15 protein-coding genes are annotated in these 22,478 nt (G+C 28.4%); 10 read left to right on the top strand and 5 right to left on the bottom strand.

The window, feature by feature from the left end:
* Positions 1 to 172: 172 nt before the first annotated feature.
* Positions 173 to 619 carry a hypothetical protein gene (locus GOY08_RS11300; protein ID WP_158999011.1) on the top strand — a complete coding sequence of 149 codons (447 nt, stop codon included), beginning with the start codon at positions 173 to 175 and terminating at the stop codon, positions 617 to 619.
* A gap of 12 nt (positions 620 to 631) precedes the next feature.
* Entirely contained in the window at positions 632 to 1,081 is a 450-nt protein-coding gene (locus GOY08_RS11295) for a hypothetical protein (RefSeq protein WP_158999010.1), read from the top strand.
* Positions 1,082 to 1,175: 94 nt separating this feature from the next.
* Here the strand turns inward: GOY08_RS11295 and GOY08_RS11290 are convergent, their stop codons facing one another.
* The 4 genes from GOY08_RS11290 to GOY08_RS11275 form a co-directional block, all read right to left on the bottom strand.
* A complete protein-coding gene (locus tag GOY08_RS11290) occupies positions 1,176 to 2,516 on the bottom strand; it encodes an SGNH/GDSL hydrolase family protein (RefSeq protein ID WP_158999009.1) in 1,341 nt (446 codons plus the stop codon).
* 523 nt (positions 2,517 to 3,039) lie between these two features.
* The gene (locus GOY08_RS11285; RefSeq protein WP_158999008.1) at positions 3,040 to 3,765 is read right to left on the bottom strand and encodes a DUF2652 domain-containing protein; all 726 of its coding nucleotides are present in this window, start codon (positions 3,763 to 3,765) and stop codon (positions 3,040 to 3,042) included.
* A gap of 30 nt (positions 3,766 to 3,795) precedes the next feature.
* On the bottom strand, positions 3,796 to 5,811 hold the full coding sequence (locus GOY08_RS11280; protein WP_158999007.1) for an APC family permease: 2,016 nt from the start codon (positions 5,809 to 5,811) through the stop codon (positions 3,796 to 3,798).
* A gap of 18 nt (positions 5,812 to 5,829) precedes the next feature.
* Entirely contained in the window at positions 5,830 to 6,186 is a 357-nt protein-coding gene (locus GOY08_RS11275; protein ID WP_202914056.1) for a DUF423 domain-containing protein, read from the bottom strand.
* 228 nt (positions 6,187 to 6,414) lie between these two features.
* Between GOY08_RS11275 and GOY08_RS11270 the strand changes: the two genes are divergently transcribed.
* The 4 genes from GOY08_RS11270 to GOY08_RS11255 all read left to right on the top strand — a co-directional run bounded on the left by GOY08_RS11270 (position 6,415) and on the right by GOY08_RS11255 (position 9,760).
* Positions 6,415 to 7,335, top strand: coding sequence for a ParA family protein (locus GOY08_RS11270; protein ID WP_158999005.1), 921 nt, complete (start codon positions 6,415 to 6,417; stop codon positions 7,333 to 7,335).
* A 61-nt stretch (positions 7,336 to 7,396) separates the two neighbouring features.
* Entirely contained in the window at positions 7,397 to 8,347 is a 951-nt protein-coding gene (locus tag GOY08_RS11265; RefSeq protein WP_158999004.1) for a hypothetical protein, read from the top strand.
* On the top strand, positions 8,337 to 8,729 hold the full coding sequence (locus GOY08_RS11260; RefSeq protein WP_158999003.1) for a DUF4870 family protein: 393 nt from the start codon (positions 8,337 to 8,339) through the stop codon (positions 8,727 to 8,729). The genes GOY08_RS11265 and GOY08_RS11260 overlap by 11 nt, the downstream gene beginning before the upstream one ends.
* A 155-nt stretch (positions 8,730 to 8,884) precedes the next feature.
* A complete protein-coding gene (locus GOY08_RS11255) occupies positions 8,885 to 9,760 on the top strand; it encodes a tRNA threonylcarbamoyladenosine dehydratase (protein WP_158999002.1) in 876 nt (291 codons plus the stop codon).
* Between the two features lie 148 nt (positions 9,761 to 9,908).
* Here the strand turns inward: GOY08_RS11255 and GOY08_RS11250 are convergent, their stop codons facing one another.
* The gene (locus tag GOY08_RS11250) at positions 9,909 to 11,741 is read right to left on the bottom strand and encodes a DUF4153 domain-containing protein (protein WP_158999001.1); all 1,833 of its coding nucleotides are present in this window, start codon (positions 11,739 to 11,741) and stop codon (positions 9,909 to 9,911) included.
* A gap of 512 nt (positions 11,742 to 12,253) precedes the next feature.
* Between GOY08_RS11250 and GOY08_RS11245 the strand changes: the two genes are divergently transcribed.
* The 4 genes from GOY08_RS11245 (at position 12,254) to GOY08_RS11230 (ending at position 22,219) form a co-directional block, all read left to right on the top strand.
* On the top strand, positions 12,254 to 13,675 hold the full coding sequence (locus GOY08_RS11245; RefSeq protein WP_158999000.1) for a hypothetical protein: 1,422 nt from the start codon (positions 12,254 to 12,256) through the stop codon (positions 13,673 to 13,675).
* A 368-nt stretch (positions 13,676 to 14,043) separates the two neighbouring features.
* Positions 14,044 to 14,961: a hypothetical protein gene (locus GOY08_RS11240; RefSeq protein WP_158998999.1), complete on the top strand. Its 918-nt coding sequence runs from the start codon at positions 14,044 to 14,046 to the stop codon at positions 14,959 to 14,961.
* Between the two features lie 444 nt (positions 14,962 to 15,405).
* Positions 15,406 to 16,689, top strand: a complete 1,284-nt coding sequence (locus GOY08_RS11235) for a hypothetical protein (RefSeq protein ID WP_158998998.1) — start codon at positions 15,406 to 15,408, stop codon at positions 16,687 to 16,689.
* Positions 16,690 to 16,819: 130 nt separating this feature from the next.
* Positions 16,820 to 22,219, top strand: coding sequence for an RHS repeat domain-containing protein (locus tag GOY08_RS11230; RefSeq protein ID WP_158998997.1), 5,400 nt, complete (start codon positions 16,820 to 16,822; stop codon positions 22,217 to 22,219).
* Positions 22,220 to 22,478: the final 259 nt, after the last annotated feature.

Below are 22,478 nucleotides of genomic sequence, written 5' to 3'. Positions count from 1 at the left end.
ACTGTTTGCAAAGGGATTTTAATTTTTTTAAAAGAAAATGTAAATTTTTATATTGAAATTTCAAACTGCAGGAATAGAGCTTAATTATTTTGCATTAAAAAATCATATTAAGGAAAAAAAGATACTATAATATAAATTAAGATTCTCATTTATGCTAACAAAAGGAATGATTATGAATCAGTCAGAAAAGTTAAAATATTATACCTTGAATATCCTCTGTTTACTGATGCTAACCTGTCCTCTTTTACCATGGATGTCATATGGTGTAGGTTCAAAAACAGGATTAGATGTAGGAGGAAATTCTGTACTTCTTATCTTACTGCTCTCCCTGGTTATGCTTATTTTGTCTTTTATTTTGGCACGGACTGAAAAAGCAAAGAAATTTTTCTTATATTTTTTACTTTTGCTTTCTTTATCGGTTACTTTCATTTACTACTACCAACTAGCCCGTATAGCATATCAAACTACGATTGCTAAAACATTACCAGTTGAAATGTTTGGTGTTGTTGCTTTAGCGACAAATCAAATTAAAATTGGGTATGGTTTATGGGTTGGCAGCAGTGCTGCTTTGGTAGCAACAATATTTAACTACCTATCGATAAGGATGCTCAATAAATAATGTTGGTGACTTATGCTTATTACTACTATTGAAAATGTATTTGATATCTATCCTGAAGCAGTTATCCACCCAATTAACTGTATTGGCTTAAGTCATGACCCATTAACCAAAAAAATGAAGCGAGTATGGCCTGATTATTACAGAGAATATGCAAGGGCTTGTATGAGAAAACAATTAATGCCTTATCACACCTATCATTATAGTATTTATGCTTTATTTGGTACAAAACACATTTTGACAATGACAGTAAAAAATAATTGGCAAGAAAAAGTAAAAGTGAACAATTTAGAACCTGTTTTTGAATCTCTTATTCAGCATTGTATGAAACAGAATATTAAAGATCTAGCAATTCCTATATCTGAAGAAATATCTCCTGAATGGATCACAGAAATGATTCAACAGCAATGCACTAAATTTAATTATCAAAATTTAAAGCAAATTTATTTTGTTAGAAATTCTTAATTTTTAATTTAAATTAATCTACTTTAAATTTAATTCATCTAATATAAATTTACATGACACTTTATTAGTAAATAATTCTAATTTTTGAATAAAATTAAATTTCAAATGATCTACTTGCAGGAGTATAGAAATTAAAAGATTTGCTTAACATTTTAGAAATTATAATTCCTAATAAATTATGAATCTCTTTTCCTGGGTGAACATCATCATGATAAGCATAAACTTTAAGCAAAGAGTTTTTTTCATTTGGATTTTTATCTTCCAAAGAATTTTTCCTTATAAATTTTTCTTTGTAATTATCAGAATCATCAATATAAGGGTTAAAGTTATTAGCAGAAATTATCTGCGAAGTTCTCGTTAAAATTGTATTACTATTCATAGTTGAAAGTCTTTGTCCATCTCGATTTTTAATCCTAGATTTGTCAACTTGAATCATTCCTTTTTTATATTCATTAATTTTTGTAGGATAAACTTCATTTTCAAATTCAAGTTTTTGAAATTTATTTTCATCTAAGTTAATCATTATTGAATTTAAATCTTTTATCTCAATATTTAAATTAAAATTATTTAATGGTTTTGCAAGATCGGCATATACAGATTTGGATACAGGCGCTGGAAGATCGTTGGCAACTCTAGTTAGCGCTTCTCTTACTCTTCTTACAAGATTTATATTATCTCTTGAAATATTTGAATTTTGATTTAATAAAATATTAACTTTTTCGTTTAACAAAAAATTAAAGTATCTTACTAAGTCATCTAAATGAATATTACGTCTTATTTTAACCTCATTATTTTCATTTTCACTCAATCTAAATCTTGGTGCAGCTGTAAAAAATGGTAAATTAAATATTACAAAATTTTGCCCACCAAAATTCATTAAGCGTTTTATTAAATCAATAATAGCATCTGTCGCATGATTTGCACATTCAAAATCATCCCATCCAGCCGTAATAAAATCATTGGCTCCAGCCCATATGATATAAAGATCATTGTTTAATAAATTTTGATTTTCTCTTGAAGAATTTATATTATTTTCTTTAAGAAATAAATCACATTCAGAAGATAGATTATCTAAAAAATGTGAAGCTATATTTCCTCTTCTTACCTTTTTAAAATTTATCGCTGTTGCTCCCCCAACAGCATAATTTTCAATTTTAAATTTGATGAATTCTGTATCAGGTGGTAAGTATTTTGGAATATAATTTACAGAATAAGCTTCGTTTACTAATTCTATTCCACTCATTCTTTTTACTTTACTTCTAAATAGATATGTTCTTAACCAGTCACCCCAAGCATATCCATTTGTAAATCTTTGGTAAGGTGAATGCGCAATTTGTCCAAATGTTTTACTTGCTTTTCCTAAAACACTATCTTGCATTCTATTAAAATCACTTAAACTATCTCCGAAAATAACTATTCTATTTATATTTATCATAAAAACCCCTTATAAGAATTATAAAATACCATTTAAATTTTAAGTATTAAAGTTATTTTTTTGTTTTTCAAAAAGCATATTGATTTTTTATATAAAATTACTATATTTTTTATATAAAAAATTTATCAATATTTATTTAGTTTTTTTTATTTAATATCAATATAATTTTCAAATAAATTTTAACTAAAATAGTTACTTTAATAAATTTATTATTATGTAATTATTTATTTTTTATTTATAATTTAAATTTTTATGATATTATTAAAATTTTTTCTATCTAATACATTTAAATATCTCGGAGAATTTTTCTAAAGTTGCAATGTAACTGCTTATTTTTTTAGATTAAATAATTAGAACTAACAAAGCATAATATTTTTCTTTTCAGGCAAGTTTTTTATATGCATAATTGTCATGCTACGATACAAAAATTCACCCAAACAGGAAAACAAGTTTTAGATTACTATTTTAATAGTACATAATGGACTTTAATATTTATTTTTTAGTAGATAATATTTTACTAAATTTAATTTCGAACGTTCAAGAATTTTAATTGTAAAATTGACCTCATGATTAAATAAAAGGTCATAAAAAGTAATTTAAATTTGAATATAAATTTTTCGAAATTACTTGAAATAATTTCTTTACTTTGACTTTGTTCTGCGCTAGGAAAATAGACCAATGTATTTACATTTCCAATATCTTCATAATGCTCTTTTTTTGCAGTAAAAGAAATATCTTTAAAATATGCAATTTTGTTAAAAGCATTTTCAGTCAACATTAGATATTCATTTTTTTGCACAGAATTTTTCGATAATCTATGCAAAATTATGACATCTAATCCCGACAATTCTTGAAATTGCTTTATTTGATATATTAAAACCTTCCCAAAATGAACAATAATTTTAAGTTTTAACTTTTCAACATTTGAACAACATTGACACTCACAACTTCTTACAGAATTTAAAGATAGTTTTTTATTATCAAATTCACTAAAGAATTTTAATAATTTATTACTAATCAACTTTTGATCAAAAGTAAGCTCTATCGGAAGATAAAAAAAGATAGCATCCCCCTCTATTTTGGCAATTTTTAAAGGCTCATCAATTTCTTGCAAGATAATTTTTAGTAACTCAGAAATAATAAATTGCCCGTGCGCCCATGTTGATGTGTGTTTTTTAACAAATTCAGTATATCCGCTAATATCGGCAAAAAATAGCAAGGCTTCTTTTTCGTTATTTATTACGTCCATTACACCTCAACACAACTTAAAAAGAAAGTATTACTCAGACATAAGAAAAATAACTGGTCTGACATCATCTTCATCGGTCGATTCCCAATATTGTACTAAAACTTTATAAGTTAAGATTCCTATTTCACCTTCTCCAAACAATACGTAAAAAATTGCTTGTTCCATAGCATTTTGTCTAGCTAAACCTAAATAAATTGCTATTGGATCAATTTGTTCACTGATATAAGCAATAGTATTAGGTAATGCTACTGCACCAGAAACCTCAATCAAATAGTTACTTTGATTATTATCCATCTTTGAAATTTTAATAACAAGAGGCGTTTCAAATTCACTGCGATCGTCACGCAATGAAATTGTCAAAAAAGCTAAAGGTGATTCACATTTATAGTATTCTTTAATTTTTTCTTCTTTCCGCTTAAACCAATTTTTATCGCCAAAAGAAATAGGTACTAAATTTACTTTTTTATTTTTTATTTCTTCCCACATATTTTCAGATTCTTTTCCTAGAAATGTGTGAGATTCAACTCGCAATTCAAATGCTCTGCGCCAACGACTGATTGCACTTGCAAGTAAAATTGCGACAAAAAATAAAAAAGCTATCACTAAACCATCTGGTCTTATTTTAATATTATCTATTAAAGTATAAGTAAAAACACAGGAAACTAATACAAAATAAAATATTTTGAATTTAATTTTTTTAGAGTTATTGAGTTTGGATTCTCTTCTTAAAGCTATCGTAACTGCTATAGATGCAGACAAAATTAACGCTAAAATTCCTGTCGCATATGCACCAGTCTGAGCATTAACATTTGCTTTAAATACTACTAAAATTAATATACTGATTAAAGTAATTAGAATAACTAATGGTCTGCGAAATGATGCCCATTGGGGAGCCATGCCAAATCTAGGAAGATACCTTGGAATAATGTTTAGTAACCCTGCTAAAGCAGAAGCACCTGCAAAACCTAAAATTACAATTGTGGAAATATCATAGATTGTACCAAAAATATTTCCTACATATTTGTGTGCTAGAAAAGATAAGGCCCTACCTGCAGCTTCTCCTCCATCAACAACTTGTGCTTGTTTTAATAGAATTGAGGTTACAACACTTGAAGTTAACAAGTAGGCTGACATAATCAATGCTGAACATAGCAATAAATTTTTTGTTCCTTTTATTCTTTCTAAAGGAACATAACTAATTAATTTATTATGGGGATGTTGATCTTCATTTTTACCATTACTAATCAATGGCATAACTGACACACCAGTTTCAAATCCACTGAGCCCAAGAGCAAGTTTAGGAAAGGCTAGGGCCGAAATAATAAATAAACCAAATAAATCAACTTTAAAAATAGGTTCATTAATCCACTGATAAAATAATGAAATGTCTTTAATTATTTCATAACTAGAAACGCTTATAACAATTAAAGTTAAAAATAAAAATGGTAAAGTGCAAAGCATTGCAAATAAAATAGCTTCTTTAAATCCCATATAAAAAATGAAACCTAAAATTAAAACCATTATGATAGAGATCCCTAAATTAGAATGCCCTACTATTTGACTAAAATAAGGATTTTCTACCATATGTGCTGCAGCATCTGATGCTGAAAGGGTTATCGTAATAAAAAAGTCGGTCATTGCAAATGAAATTAAACCTAAAACACAAAATTTTCCTAGCCAACCTTTTAAGTAACTTTCCAACATGGCAATAGATCCTTGCCCAGTATAGGATCTTTTTGCCACTTCCCGATAGGTAGGTACAGCACCAAATAAAGTAACAAGAACAAGCAAAAAAGATGAGAAAGGAGCTAACGCACCTACTGCCATTAATGCTATACCTGGTTGATAAGCTAGCGTAGAAAAATAATCTACTCCTGTTAAGCACAGAACACTGAACCAATGATGGGTTTTTTCTTGCACAGTTGGACCGGTTTTTACTTTAAAATAAAATAATTTCGTAAGAAAAAATGAAATACCTGAAATCACTTTTTGCGTTTTATTTTTATAGTCTTTTGACTCTTTTGTTTGTTTTTTATTATCGTTCATATTTCCTCAATCAATGCATTATTTGTTAAAAATTTCTTTTTTAAAATCAAAAAAAAGAAAAATCCAACCTATTAATAATGCAGTCCCACCAAATGGAGTCACAATTCCTAAAATCGGCAAATTTAAAAAAACTAATAAGTATAAAGATCCAGCAAATAAAAATGACCCTAGTGCAAAACAAAAAGCTGGTTTTTTAGATTTTGCAAAAAATAAAGAAAGCAAACCAATAATTACATGTACTAACAAATAAAAGGTTGCTGTTTTCCAAGTTTCTAAACTCTCCAAGGAAACTTTATTTTTTAAACCATGCGCACCAAAAGCTCCTAGAGTAACCCCTAGAAAGCCAAAAAATGAAAATAATTTTTGATAAAACATGCTCATTTCCTAATTATAGTTTAAATATCATCTGTCAAAATATTGACGATTTTTCATTTTCACTCAATGCATCTGAAGTAAAACAAAACTTTTGAACTGCATTGTATAATAAAACTGATTTTATTTTTTTCTAAAAAAGTAAAATCAGTTAAAAGTAAGCATAATGTAAAATCGATTTTTCAAACAAGGTGCGAATGCTCTTATTTTATAAACATTTGAGGTGATTTCATGTCTGAAAAAAAGGTAAAAAGAATTGGTGCGACAAGATCAAACATTTCTGAAAAAAAAATGAGTACTTATGAACGTCCTAGCAGCGTTCGCATTATTTCTATCTGTAATCAAAAAGGTGGTTGTGGAAAAACAACTACAGTGATTAATGTAGCAGCAGGTTTATCTAAATTAGGACAGCGGGTATTAGTTGTTGACTTAGATTCACAGTGTAATGCTACCACAGGACTTGGAATCGATACTAAAGACATTGAAAAAAGTATGTTTGAATTACTTGTTGAGCCTAAAAAAACAAATCTTGAGGACGTTATTTTAGAAACTCAATATGAGAATTTACATATAGCCCCAGCCTCAATTGAATTGTCTGAATTTGAAAGCCGAATGGCTGGTGAAATAGGCAGAGAAAATCGTTTAAAAAAAGCGTTATTACCATTACATAGTTTGTATGATTTCATTATTTTAGATACTCCACCTAGTTTAGGATTACTTAGTGTTAATGCATTAAACGCTGCTACAGAAGTACAAATTGCATTACAAGCTCATCCGTTTGCATTTGATGGGCTAAATTTGTTACTTGAAACAATTACTTTAATTAAAGAAGAATTAAATCCTAAGTTGAAAATTTCAGGACTAGTCGTTACTATGTTTGATTCGCGTACAAAACTATCGAGGGAAATAGTAGACAAAGTAACAAATATAGAATTATTAAAAAATTGTATTTTTAAAACTTGTATTAGACAAAATGTTAAACTTGCGGAAGCAGTAAAAGCTAGAAAATCTGTTCTTAACTATGATCAATCCTGCACAGGAGCTGAAGACTATTTAGCACTTAGTAAAGAAATTTGTGAACAAAATAAAAATATCTCTAAAATTGTTCTTTTGAATGCTAATAATGAAGTAGCTGCTGACTCAGCTCCTTAATGTGATGTGACGTCACATCACTCTCTTAAAAATTAAGATTAAATTTGCTGGAGGATATAAAATGGAATTAACAAAACCAAAAAAAGCACTTAGAGGTCTTTTCACTAGAACAGAGCCAACACTTGAGAATGAAACTCAACAAATAGAAACAAAGCCTATTCAAACAGAAGAAAAACCAGCCCCAAAAATACAAAATTCCGAAGTTGAATTCCCAAAAATAATTGATGATTCTAAAATTCAAGCTTTCACTCAAGACACAATTAAAACAACAATTGTTACTGAAAACGAAATGGTTCAAGTAAATACAGAAAGTAAGCAAGGTGACTATTCCATAACAAAAATTCAATATAATTTTGAGCGTTTGAAATTAGAAAGAAACAAATGGGATAAGTCAGAATACATAAAATTTATCCATCGTATTGATAATGCCCAAACAGAAGCATTTTTTTTAAAAGGAAAACTAATCGGGGAAATGAAACAACGTTTTTATGAGGGAAATAAAAATGGTTGGAAGTACTTTTGTGAAGAGCATTTAAATATGAATTATACTACTGCTAACCAATATATTAGGGTTGCAGAAGAGTTTGATACTGTGACCTCACTTCGATCGGATTTTGGGTTTGAACATTTTAAAGCTTTGTTACCCGTTCCTACCGAAAAACGAAAAGGAATTTTAGAAACAGTTCCATCAAGTGTGAGTGTCAAAACACTGAGAAATATTATTTCTAAAACATTAGAAAGCAATGGTGAAAAACTTGCCCAGCCAAATAGTAAATCGACTATTAAGCAAATTACTGAAAACTTAGAAAAAATAAAATTACAATTAGATCATCTCAATTTGAATGACTTAGAACAAGCTGAAAAGTGGAGTCTTTTAGGAGCTTTCCAAAATTTAACAACAGAAATGACAAAAATTTCAGAAATTCTTTCAAAGTCACAAGAAAGTAGGTATACTGCTCACAAGCACATTGGTGCCACGTCCGTAGTTCATGAGGAAGATTATGTCTCGTAGCGGTTTTTTTCGTTCCCCAAAAAAAAGCAATTTACCTTCAACTGAATCTCTCCAAAATATTTCAATTGCAGTTTATATTTTGCAACTGATTTCTATATTTACTGGGGGACTGTTTTCTTTAATCCCTCTTACTATCAGTATCTTATCGAGGACAAAGTCACAGGGCCTTTGGATTGACAATCATTTTAGATGGCAAATTCAAACTTTTTGGTTTTCCACTCCTTTCTTTGTTTTAGGCTGGCTTTTTGCCATTATTCCTTTTTTAGGTTGGATTTTATCTTTCTTCCTATTTTTATTTGGGTCTTCTGTCATTGCAGTTAGAACAATAAGGGGTTGGAAGCGCCTCACTATTCAAAAATCGCCACAGGTATTTTTAGACTAACTTTCGCACGACCTTTCTTAAAAGCTCATTTTACAAAATAAAAATATTTTAAAATGCCTCTCTTTCTGATTAAAATCCCCTAGAACTTTATCTGAAAAATATCTATGTAAAAAGAGTCAAATGTCTCATCTTTTGGTAATCGATAAGGAAAACTTATGGCATTTCGGAATCATCGTTTTAGTCGCTTGGAACTTTTAATAGGGAAAGAAGGTTTAAGTCGTTATAGAAATTTACATGTCATGATAGTGGGTGCTGGAGGCGTTGGAAGCTTTGCCGCTGAAGCGATTGCACGTGCAGCTGTTGGTTCTGTGACCTTGGTAGATCATGATGAAGTTTGTGTTACTAATGTAAACAGACAATTACATGCTTTTACGGATACTGTAGGTAAGAAAAAAGTCCAGCTGTTGGTTGAACGCCTGCAAAAAATTAATCCATTAGCAAATTATCATGCTATTGCAGAACATCATCATCCAGATAAAAATGACTTTATTTTTGCAGAAGCGGAGCGCTTAGCAGGTAAACCTGTAGACGCAGTAATAGATTGTATTGATACCCTGATCCCAAAGGTAGATTTGATAGTTCGGTGCAAACAAAAAAATATTCCGATTTGGAGCTCGATGGGTTCTGCAAGTAGGCTAGATCCTGCGCAAATTAAATGTGCCGATATTTCTGAAACAAAAGTAGATAAATTTGCAAAACAAATTCGTCTCAAATTAAGGGAACAAGGAATTACTGAAGGTGTAAGAGTTGTTTATTCTACGGAAGAAGCAATTGAGCCAGAACAAGCTGTTCCAGGTACAGAATGGCATTGTATTTGCCCAACCATTGAAAAAGAATTTGGGGCATGTCAACACAAACGAGTTATGTTGGGAACAAATAGTTATATTCCACCAATCTTTGGAATGTGGTTAGCTGGAGACCTTTTAAAGCATTATTTAGAAGGTATTGACCTAAAAAACCGTGATACTTTTGAAAAAACACCTACATATGATGAATTTAAAAAGGTTTTAAACCTTGGACAACCAAAATAGAGTGATGTGACGCCACATCACTCAAAAAATATAAATTAACAAAAATTATTCTAAGTCAAATACATTCGTCATACTTTTGACGGAGTGAAAATTTTATCTAGTGAATTTGAAAAATGATGTAAAAAAAAGGGGATAAACAATTTCTAAATTACTTTTTATATTTAATTAAAATGCCGCCTCTCACGCTATAACTTGTATCTCCATCTTCTTTATTTTTTGACTTAAAATAGTGAAATGAAGATAGAAGTAATTTTACTCTAACTATTTTATTCTCTACAACAATACTTTCATTTTCAGAATTAAGGATAGTACCTTCACTCCAATCAATTTCTTTATTTTCAATTTTCTCAATTAAAGACTCTATTTTTTGATTTGTAGGAATTGTAACTAAAAGCTCATTATTTTTAAAAAACAATAAATCATAACCTTTTTCAGCAAATTTAATTTTATACTTATCCACAACATTTTCATTGTTAAGAAAAGTATCAAATTCAAAATACTCTTCATATCCTGAAATATTTTTTATTGAATTAGAATAATCAAATTGCAAATTGATATTATCCTTATTTAACTGGTTTTCCCATGGATATGCAGGTTTAATACTTAACTTATCTAAAATTGCATTTACAGTTTCATAATTATAAGAACCACTGAAAAAATAGAATTTTTTATTTTTGCTTAATTCTACATTTTGTAAAAATGCAGAACCCAAAATTTGCTGCAAGGCATTATCACCATAGTGATCTGTTAAATAAGTAAATAATGCAGTAATTTTTTTTCTTTCTTCTAAGGATAACTTGACCTCACTTTTTTGGGGTTCTAATTTTATATTTAGAAAATTTTTCTCTGTTAAAAATTGTTGCACAATTTGTTTTTGATTAAAAAAAGAAAATTGATACACACCCCAGGGCCCTAAATAAGCTAACGCCATAACTATGCCTAAAGATAATGGAATAACTTTTAAGCTTGCATTTTTTTTCAAGATAAAAAAGAGCGATAAAGAAAAAAGCCATATTGCCAAAACAAATAAAATGTATCTATTAATTGTTATCCCATAATCTTGAATACGAGTATTTAAAGCAACAACTAGAAGTCCAATTAATGGAATTAATAAGTAAAAAAAGTATCTCTCAAAAAATATAATCCACTTAACTCTTATTTGTGCAATTTTATTATTTAAAATTAAATAACCAAAAACTCCTATAATACCAAGGCCAGATACAAACCAACTGGTCAGTCCTTTAGGAATATTCCAACCAACGACAACTTTTCCTAGATAAACATATAAAATTCCAATATAGATTAAAACTAAGGGTATAAGGATAAATTGTAAAAATAATTTTAACCGTTTTGGATATGGTTCGTCTCCTAAATTAAATTTATTTGGAATACCTAAAAGAAAGATCCAAGTCTGTACTATATATAAACAAACAACAAATATTTTCAAATAAAATTCAGGCTTTAAGTTTAAATCAAACAAGTAACTAGCGAGGAAGCACATCAGGAAAAGAGCAATAAAACTTGCTGCTGCATAAAAAATAGCTTCAACTAAATTCAACAATAAAATTTGATTAAATTGCCAAAAAGATTTGTCATTGGTTTTTTTCAAAAATGGAGAAAATGATACGAGTAAATGAAACAAAAGAAACAAATGAAGTACTTTATACGAATAACTTAAAGTGACATCACTAACTGTAAATAGGTAATGGATAATTAAACAACTGAATGTAATTGCGACAGTATAAAGTTGTCCCCATTTTACATGAAAACTTTCAAAACATAAAGTTAATGCTATGCTTAAAGGAATCATGACAGAACACGAAAAGAAAAGTTTTAGTAATGCTAGATCTTGCTCTTCTTTACTGGAAAGTAAAATAGCCAAAGCTGTAGCAACAAAGCAGAGTAACAATGTGCTAGGAAATCGAAGGAAGGAATCCTTTACTTGATTAAAATTGTTGGCAAAAAGTTTTATTTTATTCATGACTTGTCTATTTCCTTTGGTAGATAAAAACATCTATACTTAAGTCTACAACACTATAAAATCGATTATTACTCTGTAAAATTTTAATATGCCATCAAAAACTGCACTGTAATTAAACATATTATATTAATATACTAATATTACTTATAAAAATAAAAAAAATGAAAAAATAAATTTTATTATTTTAATATTCAACTAAATACTTAAAATTAATTATTTAATATATCATTTTTATTTTTTATGAATTTTACATCGATAAAATTTTATTAACTTATAAATTTTTTTAGAAAAATAGTCATAATTAAAAGTAAAAGAAATTATACTCATTAAGTTAACATACTAAAATAATAAAATTATAAATCATGTCATTCATAATTTAATTAGTAATAAATTAAATTAATTTGATTTTTATTCATTCTTTCATTTATAAAAATAAACGAATTAAATACTTGTTGTATTTTATGTTTAAATACAACAATTCTAACATTCATAATTTTCTATAAGGAGAATTTATGCTTCGCAGATCTTTATTAGTTACTTGTTTAAGCCTTTCTTCAATTGCTTTATACAGCTGTAAAAACTCCGACAATAAATCAGCTCCAACTAGTACAACAGCGAGCAAAAAGAAAGTCGCTAAAAATCTTTCGTTAAGTTTTGATACTTTCATAGGAAACAATTATTCATACAATGTAAGTGGTGAAAAAAAATGTGAATCAGATTTAACCAGTGTATCTTTTGCAGATGTAAAAGAAATAAATATTAACGATGGAGAAGACTGTACTTTAATTGTAAAAAATCTTACAGCTATAGGAAAAGATGGCAACAAAGTAATATTCACACCTAAAGATGCAAATAAAAATTTAACCATAAACATCAGTAAAGATGGAAAAATAGCATCAATTTATCCAGTTTTATTTAAAGCAAATGATCCAAATATTCAAGAACATTATTTAGGAGCAAGTCTATCAAACGACAATTTAAATCTTATTTTAAATTCTCTTACTTATATTGAAGCTAAACTTGTTGCTGAAAAAATTGAATTACTTACAAGTATTCCTGATGCTCCATCTGAAGAAAGAAAATTAGATATTTCTCTATCTTTTGTTAAGGGAACATTACCAGAGAATTTAATTAGTATAGAAAAAAAAGCTAAGTTCAGTAGAAAGTTTGCTTCAGACAAATATGAACTTATCCAAAACTCTTTGGATTTAAAAGCATTGTTAAATGATCAAGCAAGAACATCAAATTGCAAAATAACAACAGAAGATATCAGCACTTTAACAAGTGATTCTATTTCTTCTCTTGGATCTTGTAATTCTACTTTGGAATTCAATAAAAAATATACAATTTTATATTCTGAAGATGAAACTTGGAATCTAGACAAAATTAAAATCGGTTACATACTCCCTGTCAGCAATGAAGTATCCGCTGAAGATTTTCCAAAAGTTCTTCCAGAAACTGTTAGTAACGAATTAAATCGTTTAAATAATAAATTCAAAGATGTGCTAGATGCATATACTACTAAATATCTTGGAAAATTAAACACTCTAAATAAAGAAACTGATCAAGCTAAAATAGCAGATTTAAATGCTAAATTAAAAGCTTATTACAAAAAAATAAATGAAATTTATATAGATCGTTCTAATAAAGATTATGTTCCACAAGGATTTGAGTTAAAAAATAACGAAATTGAGCAGGTTATTGAAGATGCTGTAGATCTACAACCTCAACCTCAGCCTCAACCTCAGCCTCAACCTCAACCTCAACCTCAGCCTCAACCTCAGCCTCAAACAGATACAGTAATAGAAGAAAGTTCTGAATCAAATTCTAATAATAATGTAAACCCCATAGTACCTACTCAAAGTGATGAGCCTAGTAGTGAAGAAAGTGTTACTGGACAAGAAGGAGGTAATTCAAACACTAATGAAAATTAAAACTGTTAACAAGATATTGACAAATTAAACGATAATTCAAATGAATTTATAATTCATCAGAAAAACTTCTACTTTCAACAACCACACTTAGCTAGGTTTCAAAAAATCTAGCTTTATCTTTACAATATTTATCATAAATAGTTTAAAGGAAAGATAATTTATAGATAATATGTTTTTATTTTAATGGATATCTATTCTAAATTTTATTATAATTTGGTGCGCGTATTATAAAAATAACATATAAACATATAATCTAATTAAAAGAAATTAATTTGACGAAAATTAAAATTCTATACTACAAAGACAAAATATTCATGATAATTAATTTCATGAATATTTTTTATTTATTTAACAATATTGGAAATTTTATGCAAAAAAAAAAAAAAAAAAAAAGAAAAAAAAAAAAAAAAATATTTTTGTCGGCATGCATTAGTTTAACTTTAACAGCTTTTCTTGGGTGCAAAAATTCAAATAAAGATACTCAAAGTAATGAGCAGCAAAATACGAAAGCAGTTTCTTCAAATTTTGTCACATCCTATGGTGATGATTTTATTTATTACGCTAGTGGCTATAAGATGTGTGACCTTGATACTAATAAAACTTACTTTGATAAAAAAGAAAATGTACCACTTTTTTATAATGATAGTTGCGAAATTGATATTTCTAAAATCACTTTAGAATCAAAAAGTAAATTAAACGATAAAATAGTATTTATAAAAGATAATCAAAACAGTAATTTTATATTTAAATTAAATTCCAATTTTGAAATTGAAAAAAACCCAGGAGGAGTTTTATTTAAATCTGAAGACAATAAATATTTTGTCTATTTAAATGTTAACATAGAGAATAAAAAAATAAAATTTAATTTATCTGAAGTAAGAAAAATTAATGTCAAACAAGAAATTATAATAGATGTAGTAAGTAATGATTTTACTTATGAAGAAGATGACGTCATGTACTTTTACTCAAATACACTTCCAGAAGACTTCGTTAAACTAACAAATTCAAAAGAATTTGATAAAAAAAATGAAGCCAATTTATCAGAGCTTGATCCAAAAAAATCATTAATTGAGAAAAATTTTAATAAAAAATATAAAATTACTAATCATAACTGTAAAATTACTGAATTATCCGACTTCTCAAATTTTAAACCAAATAATTTTATAAAATTGGAAGGTTGCTTGGATAAAATAATTGAATTAGATAAATCATACACATTAATATACAGTGCAAATGGCTCTTGGCAAGAAAATTCTATTTACTTTGGAGAAATATTTTCTCTCTAAGAAATATTTCAAATCCTATCCAACAGCATACTAATGACTTACAATTAGAAAAACTGTAAAAGAATTTTCTGATAAAAAAATGTTTAATATCTTAAAGTAAATATATTTTTGTAGAAATTGCTAGCTAACAAAAATAAAAGACCTACTATTCTATAATTATCGGAATAATTTGAAAATTTAATTTCTAAAAATTTCAGTTAGTAAAATACATTTGTTTTTTCAATTTTGGTTATCTAAAAATTTTTAATATTTTACTTATTTTCATTTCTAAGAAAAAATAATTCAATAAATGAAATTAAATCATATATAAGGTAAAATTAAATGTTTTAATTTTGCTTTAGCTATGAAACATGGTATACGTTTCTCGTCCAATCGCATTCCTTGTACTGTTCCCTGTGTAAATTTTTAAAAGTCATCTTTTTCCCTTAAAATAAGGATTATTGTATGAATAATTTTAGATTTTTAAATAGGTATTGCATTTTTTCTCTGCCAGTAATTTATAAAACAGTAATTCCAATTGCTGCTAATGCAGTAACAATCAATGTTACAAATATTACGTTTACTTCTACCAATAATGATATAGCTCCTTACAATAAAGGTAGTGCAGCTATTGACGCTTGGAAGATATATGCAAATGGCTTACAACGCATGGATGTATCAGTCCATATCACACCGCAATGCAAAAAAGATGAAGCAGGAGAAGAAGATATAGATTGTGCAAACTTCTTCAGTAGCAGTGAATCAAGAACTTTTTTCCAAGGTCTTTATTTTCGCGACCGTGATGCTGGAAAAAATTTACAATGGATGACTGGCGGATCAAATCCACATCCTGATTTGAATGCTGCTACTGAATTAAGTTACGAGTCCTTTCCAGATTTCATATACAATGAAAAAATGTTACATTATAAGGTTGGAATGATTCCAAATGTGCAAAGATTAAGTTCTGTCAGAAAAGCACCTTTCAACAAAACCAATAAAAATAAGAAAAAAAATAAAGTAAAATATAATAGATCTATGTCAAATCTAATGTTTAATTCAGGTGAAACTAAAATAAACCTAGACTATCTTTTAGTCACAAATAAAACTGGTCCGACTGAAATCTGTTTATTTATCCCAGAAAAAACACAATCTATTAATGGAAAAACATATCACTTACCTGAGACTGATTTTTGCAAAGGAATTAATCCGCAGTCTTTTTTTATAGAGGCAATTGCCCCAGCACCACAACCATCTTTAGATCTCTCAGTACATAAAAGAGATGGAAATAAATATTGGTCAAACTGGGATCCTGTACTAAAAGTTTCACATCAATCAGTATTTTTAAGTGACTATAGAAGCATTGATCAACTTCTCGATGCCTCAGTAAATGGAATAGATCAATATCCCTATGGTACAGAAACAGATGGCTCAAGCTGTAATGATGATCATGCTTGGCGAATTGGGGCACATGGAGATATGTATTCTGTGTATGCAGGAGACATGCGCGATCCAGGAAAAGTTTCGTTAAGGCATTTTAGTACTGACGCATGTTATGAAACATTTGATTATTCCAGTGACGGCTTAAAACCTGTAAAAAATGGGAAAAAAGGAATAGTCTTTATGGAATCCATTAATTATGCAAATATGTATTCATCAGATTACGACTCCATTAATGTAAATTTTAAAATAATAGATGAATATGGGAATACATACTCCTACAATAATATTGATTTAACTATAGATAATTAGTACCAAATATTAAGAATAATTTTTAAAATTTAAAGAAAATTTTATTACCTCTTTTTTAATAAAATAGAGGTTTATCAGATTTTTATTCTTCTATTTTAAATCATCAATAATAATTACTAAGGTAAATGATATGAAAAAAATAAAATATAGTAATTTTAAAGAAAAAGAAAAATCTATTTTTTCAATTGTTACTTCATGTTTCATGACAACTATTTATATTATATCGATATTACTACCTTCTGCAGTTCAAGCAGAAGCCTTAAAAAACAGTCAAACTCGTTTAAGTAACAATTCAGCAAATAGAAAGTATCAAACAGCTGATGAAAAATTCAAACTTGAAAAAAATTCAAATTCAGCTAAAAAACTAAATTATTCCAGTAACGCAAGTGATAACAATCAAGTGTATTCGAATGCCTATAATTTTTCTTCCCTTGTAAAACAAGGAGTAGATTCTCGAACAGGAGTCTACCAATTTTCAATGCAGGTAGGTCAACTCTATGGAGATGAATTAAGCAATCCTTTTGCACTCATTTTAAACTATCAGCAAAACTCATCCACTATAGATCGCTTTGGCTTTGGAAGAAATTGGGATCTCAACTTAACACGCTACGATGCAAATTCAAAAATGCTCTATCTAGATGGTGGGCAGGTTTTTAAAGTATTATTTAGTGGTGACAACCCTAGCTTACAATACGATAAAGGGTTAAATATTCGATTAGAAGTTAGTGATAGTGGAAACTTAATTATTGTATCTAAAGATGGCCGAAGAGAATATTTAAACTCAGCCGGAGAATTAGACAGAATAACTGATAATTTGGGAAACAGCATTTATTTTAATTATGACAGTAATGGTTCATTTCAATCAATTTCCGATGATGTAGATGGAAAAAATATAAAATTAAAAATAGATTTTAGTGGCGATAATAAATTTATTTACTCATTATCTGCAGATGGTAATTGGCAAGAAACCATGGTTTCCATTGGAAGTGAAAATGGTTTTAATTATGTTAGTAAAATATTTTTACCGCAACAAAAAGATAGTACCAAACCAGAAAGTCCTAGCTATAAATTTAATCCATTTTTAATAAATTCAGTAGAACTTCCAACTGGAGCCAAAATAAACTTGGAATATACTGAACTATTATCTCAAAATGATTCTTCAGTAAAAGCGGTAGCAAAACATGTTCTTGATCCAGGAGAAAATCAACCTCAGATTGTCACAAGTTATTCTTATGGAAACGCAGATGGTCATAATTTCTTAGGACATAATGGAGGAACAGCTGCATCCACGATGGGTGAAGATCCTCTATATGGAACAGACAAAGGTTATCAATATCAGGTAGGGATAAATAATGGACTGACTTATGTTTTAACTACTTATAATAAATATCATTTAGTAGAAAAACAAGAAACATATCCAGCACAAGATTATAAAAGAAAAAGATTTAGTGAAATAAAAAATGAAAATTTTCATGCTGCAAATGATAGTATTTGGAACACTTTTATTAATTGGTTTATTTCAATATTCACAAATTCTTCAGGAAAAAAGAAACTAAATTCTGAAAGAATGTTTACATCTTCAGCTCCGATAAATACAGTAATTTATACTTATCCAATTGATTTAAGTGAATCGTTTGAAAATCTTCCAAGTAATTATGCCTTCCCTATAAAAAAAGAAATAAGGATCGGCAGTAGGCAAATAACAACACTGTCTGAATATAATGAAAACGGAAATTTGGTTAAATTTACAGATGCAGATGGCAGTGTAAAAACTTATACATACTGTAAAATAACTGAAGATAATAGCCAATGTAAACCAGACTCGTCAGGTTTTGAAAAGCAACTTAAAAAAATTGAAATAAATTCATCCAGCTCACCTGATAAATACACAACGCTTTTCTACTATGGCAAATACGATAGCAAAGAATCAGGATTAAATTTTTCTTTACCAATAAAATCTGAGCAGTACTTTAACGAAAATATATTTTTGACAGCAGAAACTGATTTTTATTCAGATAAAAATGCCCCATTTTACGGTTATCCAAAATTTTCAAAAATAAGCAATCAAAATGAATCATTCAGCAATAATTATAATTACAGCATAGATAAATCAAATATAATTATAAAAAAAACTTACGGTGGAAAAAAAGTTTCTCTCTCTGAAATTTCTGCAATAAATAGATATATAAATAAATCTATGTTTGAAATTGATTCGCAAGGGATAAAAACAACATATACTTACGACCTTTGGGGCAGAATTCTAACAAAAACTAAATTTGCAGATACAGTTCAAGCTAAAAATTTTAGCTATGATTATATTTTAAATACAGCAGATGAATTTGGAAATTTAAATTATGTTATAGAAACATCGCCTATTGGACAAAAAAGAAAAACGGCTCTTGATGGGCTAGGGCGAGATACAAAATTATACAGAACACCAACTGACGCAGATAGAAGTATTCTAGATGGGAATAATTTCTTGCCACTATCTGAAACATTTTATGATGAGTTTGGTAGAAAAAACAAAGCGACTGTCTATAACACAATTTATTTTAATGATAAATTGCAAGAAGTATCCGCAACAACAGAATTAAAGTACGATTTATTAGGAAGAGTAACAGAAATACAATTCCCTGATGGAATAACGCAAATAACTGAATATGATAATGATAAAAATATTTCACAGACATATAAAATTTCAAACGGAAAAAAGATAAAATCACCTGTTACATTAAAACAATTAAATAGTAGTGATAAACTAATAAAAGAAAGTATTTTAGATCCCAATGGAAATGAAACATATTTTAAAGCGTATAGTTATGATGGTTTTGGACGCTTATTGTCAGTTACTGATATTGACAATAAAAAAACTATGTATAAATATAATTCAAATGGATTTTTAGCTCAAATTACTTCTACAAATAATGGAAACATTTATTATACCTATAATTTGCTAGGCCATGTAAAGAATATTAGTACATCAAGCACTGACGGAAAAATAATAAAAACATTAGGCACTAGAGAATACGATGAACTAGGAAGACTTATCTCAGAAACTAATAGTTATGGATTTTCTACAATATTTAATTATAACGATGTTACAAATGAGCTTCAATCAATTCAAATTCCAAAAGATAATGGAAGTAATTATAACATAATTCATTATTCATATGATCCAATTACACATCAAAAGTTATCCCAATCAATTGAAAATAATTCTACAGAAAATGTGAATTACATCTATGATTCATCTACATTACTTCTAAAACAAGTAAATGATAAAACGGGTGCGAAATTTTTCACTTATTATACAAATGGCGCATTAAAATCAATTGAACATATTTCAGAAGGAGGAATCGAAGGTAAAAAAGTATCTAACTATAAAATATCATATGGTTTATATGATAGAATAGGAAATCTTCTTTCATCCACAGATGCAAATTCTAAAACGACTATTTTTAGCTATGATAAATTTGGAAAAATTCAAGAAATTCAATATTGGAATGATAAGTTTCAGTTTGAAACTGCAAAATATGAGTACGATGAACTCAACAGATTAAAATCGGAATACTTTCAAAACTCAAAAATAAGTCGAGATTATGCTTATGACGATTTGTCTAGAATTGCTCTGTTAAGCAATAAACTAAATGGAAATATAGTAACAGAATTTAAATTTACAGATTATTTCAATAATGGAAATTTAAAGAAAAGGTTAAGAACTAATGGTCAAGACAAATTTGCTGAAGAAAACTACAACTATGACAATATGAATAATTTATCATACTATCATTGCAAAGGAGAGCTTTGCCCCAAAGATTCTCTAGGTAACAAAATACAAGAAGAAAATTATACGTTTGATGTATTTAACAATATTAACTCAGTTACATCTTCTTTAATTTTAAAAGATACTGGAGATAATATACAAAATACAACTAATTACTTCTATGATGAAACTGATCCAATGCGCTTAATAAAATACAGTAACTCAGCAAAAAATATTTTTTCTGATAGTTTAACTATTGAATATAATTGCAATGGAAATATCACTCAAGATGACAAAGGTAATAAATATTATTACAATGAATTGGGACAAACTATCAGTATTAAAACTTCTAGCAATACTGATTTATCTAATTATATTTATGATTTTACTGGCAGACAAGTATTACAATTGATTCCAAACCAATCTCCTATTGAAAAAATCTATGATACAAATACATTAATCAATGAAAGACAAGATAAAACCGTAACCAATTATTTAAATGGATTAAGTGGTAAAGTTGCAAGAATTGTTTCAGACAATTCATTTGGAAATTCTGTCATTACTTATTTTGGTTTTGATCAATCAGGATCAACAGTAAATGAAATAAGTGGTCAATTAAGTAACATAAATAATTTATCTTTGCTGCAAGAAAAAGCATACTCTCCTTATGGAATTGAAACTGAATTTTTACCAACGCAGCAAAGTAAAAATTCGATTGAAATAAATAAAGTAGGATTTGATGGGCAACTTACTGATTCGCAAAGTCATCTTCAATTTTTGGGAGAAGGTTACAGAGCATACAATCCTTTTTTAAAGCACTTCATGAGTTATGATAATTTATCACCATTTGATAAAGGTGGTATAAATGGATATTCTTTTGCAAAAAACAATCCTATTATGTTTAGTGATCCTAGCGGACACATGAGTGTTGGCGGTTGGATTGGAATGATTTTTGGAATTGTTGCAAGCATTGCTCTTGCGATTGTTGTCTCTGTTGTTACTGCAGGTGCCGCTTCTCCCGGGGCAGCTGCTGCTGTCGCATTAGAAATTGAATCAGGTACAGCAGCTGCGACAATAACATCTGCGGCAGTAAATATTGGTGTTGCGACCGTTTCAGGAGCAGCTATTGGAGCAACAAGTCAAACAATAAGTGATGCCGTTGATGGAAAAAAACCTGGAATGGATGTTGCTTTAAGTGCTTTAGAAAGTGGGTTAGGCGGAGCTGTTGGTTCTTTTGCAAGTAGTGCCATAAGCGGTTTAGCTTCATTAGTTGCAGGCGAAGAAATAGAAAGCGGAATAGTCAGAGCTGCATCTGCAGATAATAACGTAGTTTTAACAAAGTTTTCAAAAATTGGACAGGAAGTAACTGATTTAAGCAAATCACCAATTGAAAGTAACGGGTTAGAAGAAAATATAAAAGTACCAAAAGACCCATCATTTTCAGTAAAAAGAAGCTTAAATATCTCAAAAAAAGGAATTGAATTTAAGACTCGATATACCTTACAAGAAAAACCAGATGCAGGAATTACAAAAAATTTAGTAGAATTTAAAGATTCTGTTCTCACCAAGATTAATTCTACAAATATCAATGCTAGAGTGAAGGCATTCGTAGTTAACAAAATATCAGATATTACTTATAAAAACATTCAAAGTTTTGCTATTAACAAAGCAAAATCAGAAATTATTCACTATTCCTATAAAGAAACATTTACAGCATTTGAGAAAAAGATAAAAGAAAGTAAAAAAAAGGAAAATGATAAAGATTAATTTTCTTAAAAAATAGCTGAAAGTAAAAGTCAAAATTCATACTTACTTTTATAGGTTTATTGTTAATCCAAATATCATCCTTTTTAAGCGAAACAAAACAAGTTATTAAAATTGGCTTTTCATTTTACTGGGAATAACTTTTGAAGATGAAAACAAGTAGCTCAAGGGTGCTTTAATTGAATTCTATACTGGCTATGTTTTTAAAAATCTTCCTTATGAATTAAAATCTGTCGGATATCCATATTCAAGAATGTCAAAA

The sequence above is a fragment of the Pigmentibacter ruber genome (genome assembly GCF_009792895.1).
Classification (GTDB): domain Bacteria; phylum Bdellovibrionota_B; class Oligoflexia; order Silvanigrellales; family Silvanigrellaceae; genus Silvanigrella; species Silvanigrella rubra.
This window is presented reverse-complemented; position numbering and strand designations above follow the sequence as displayed.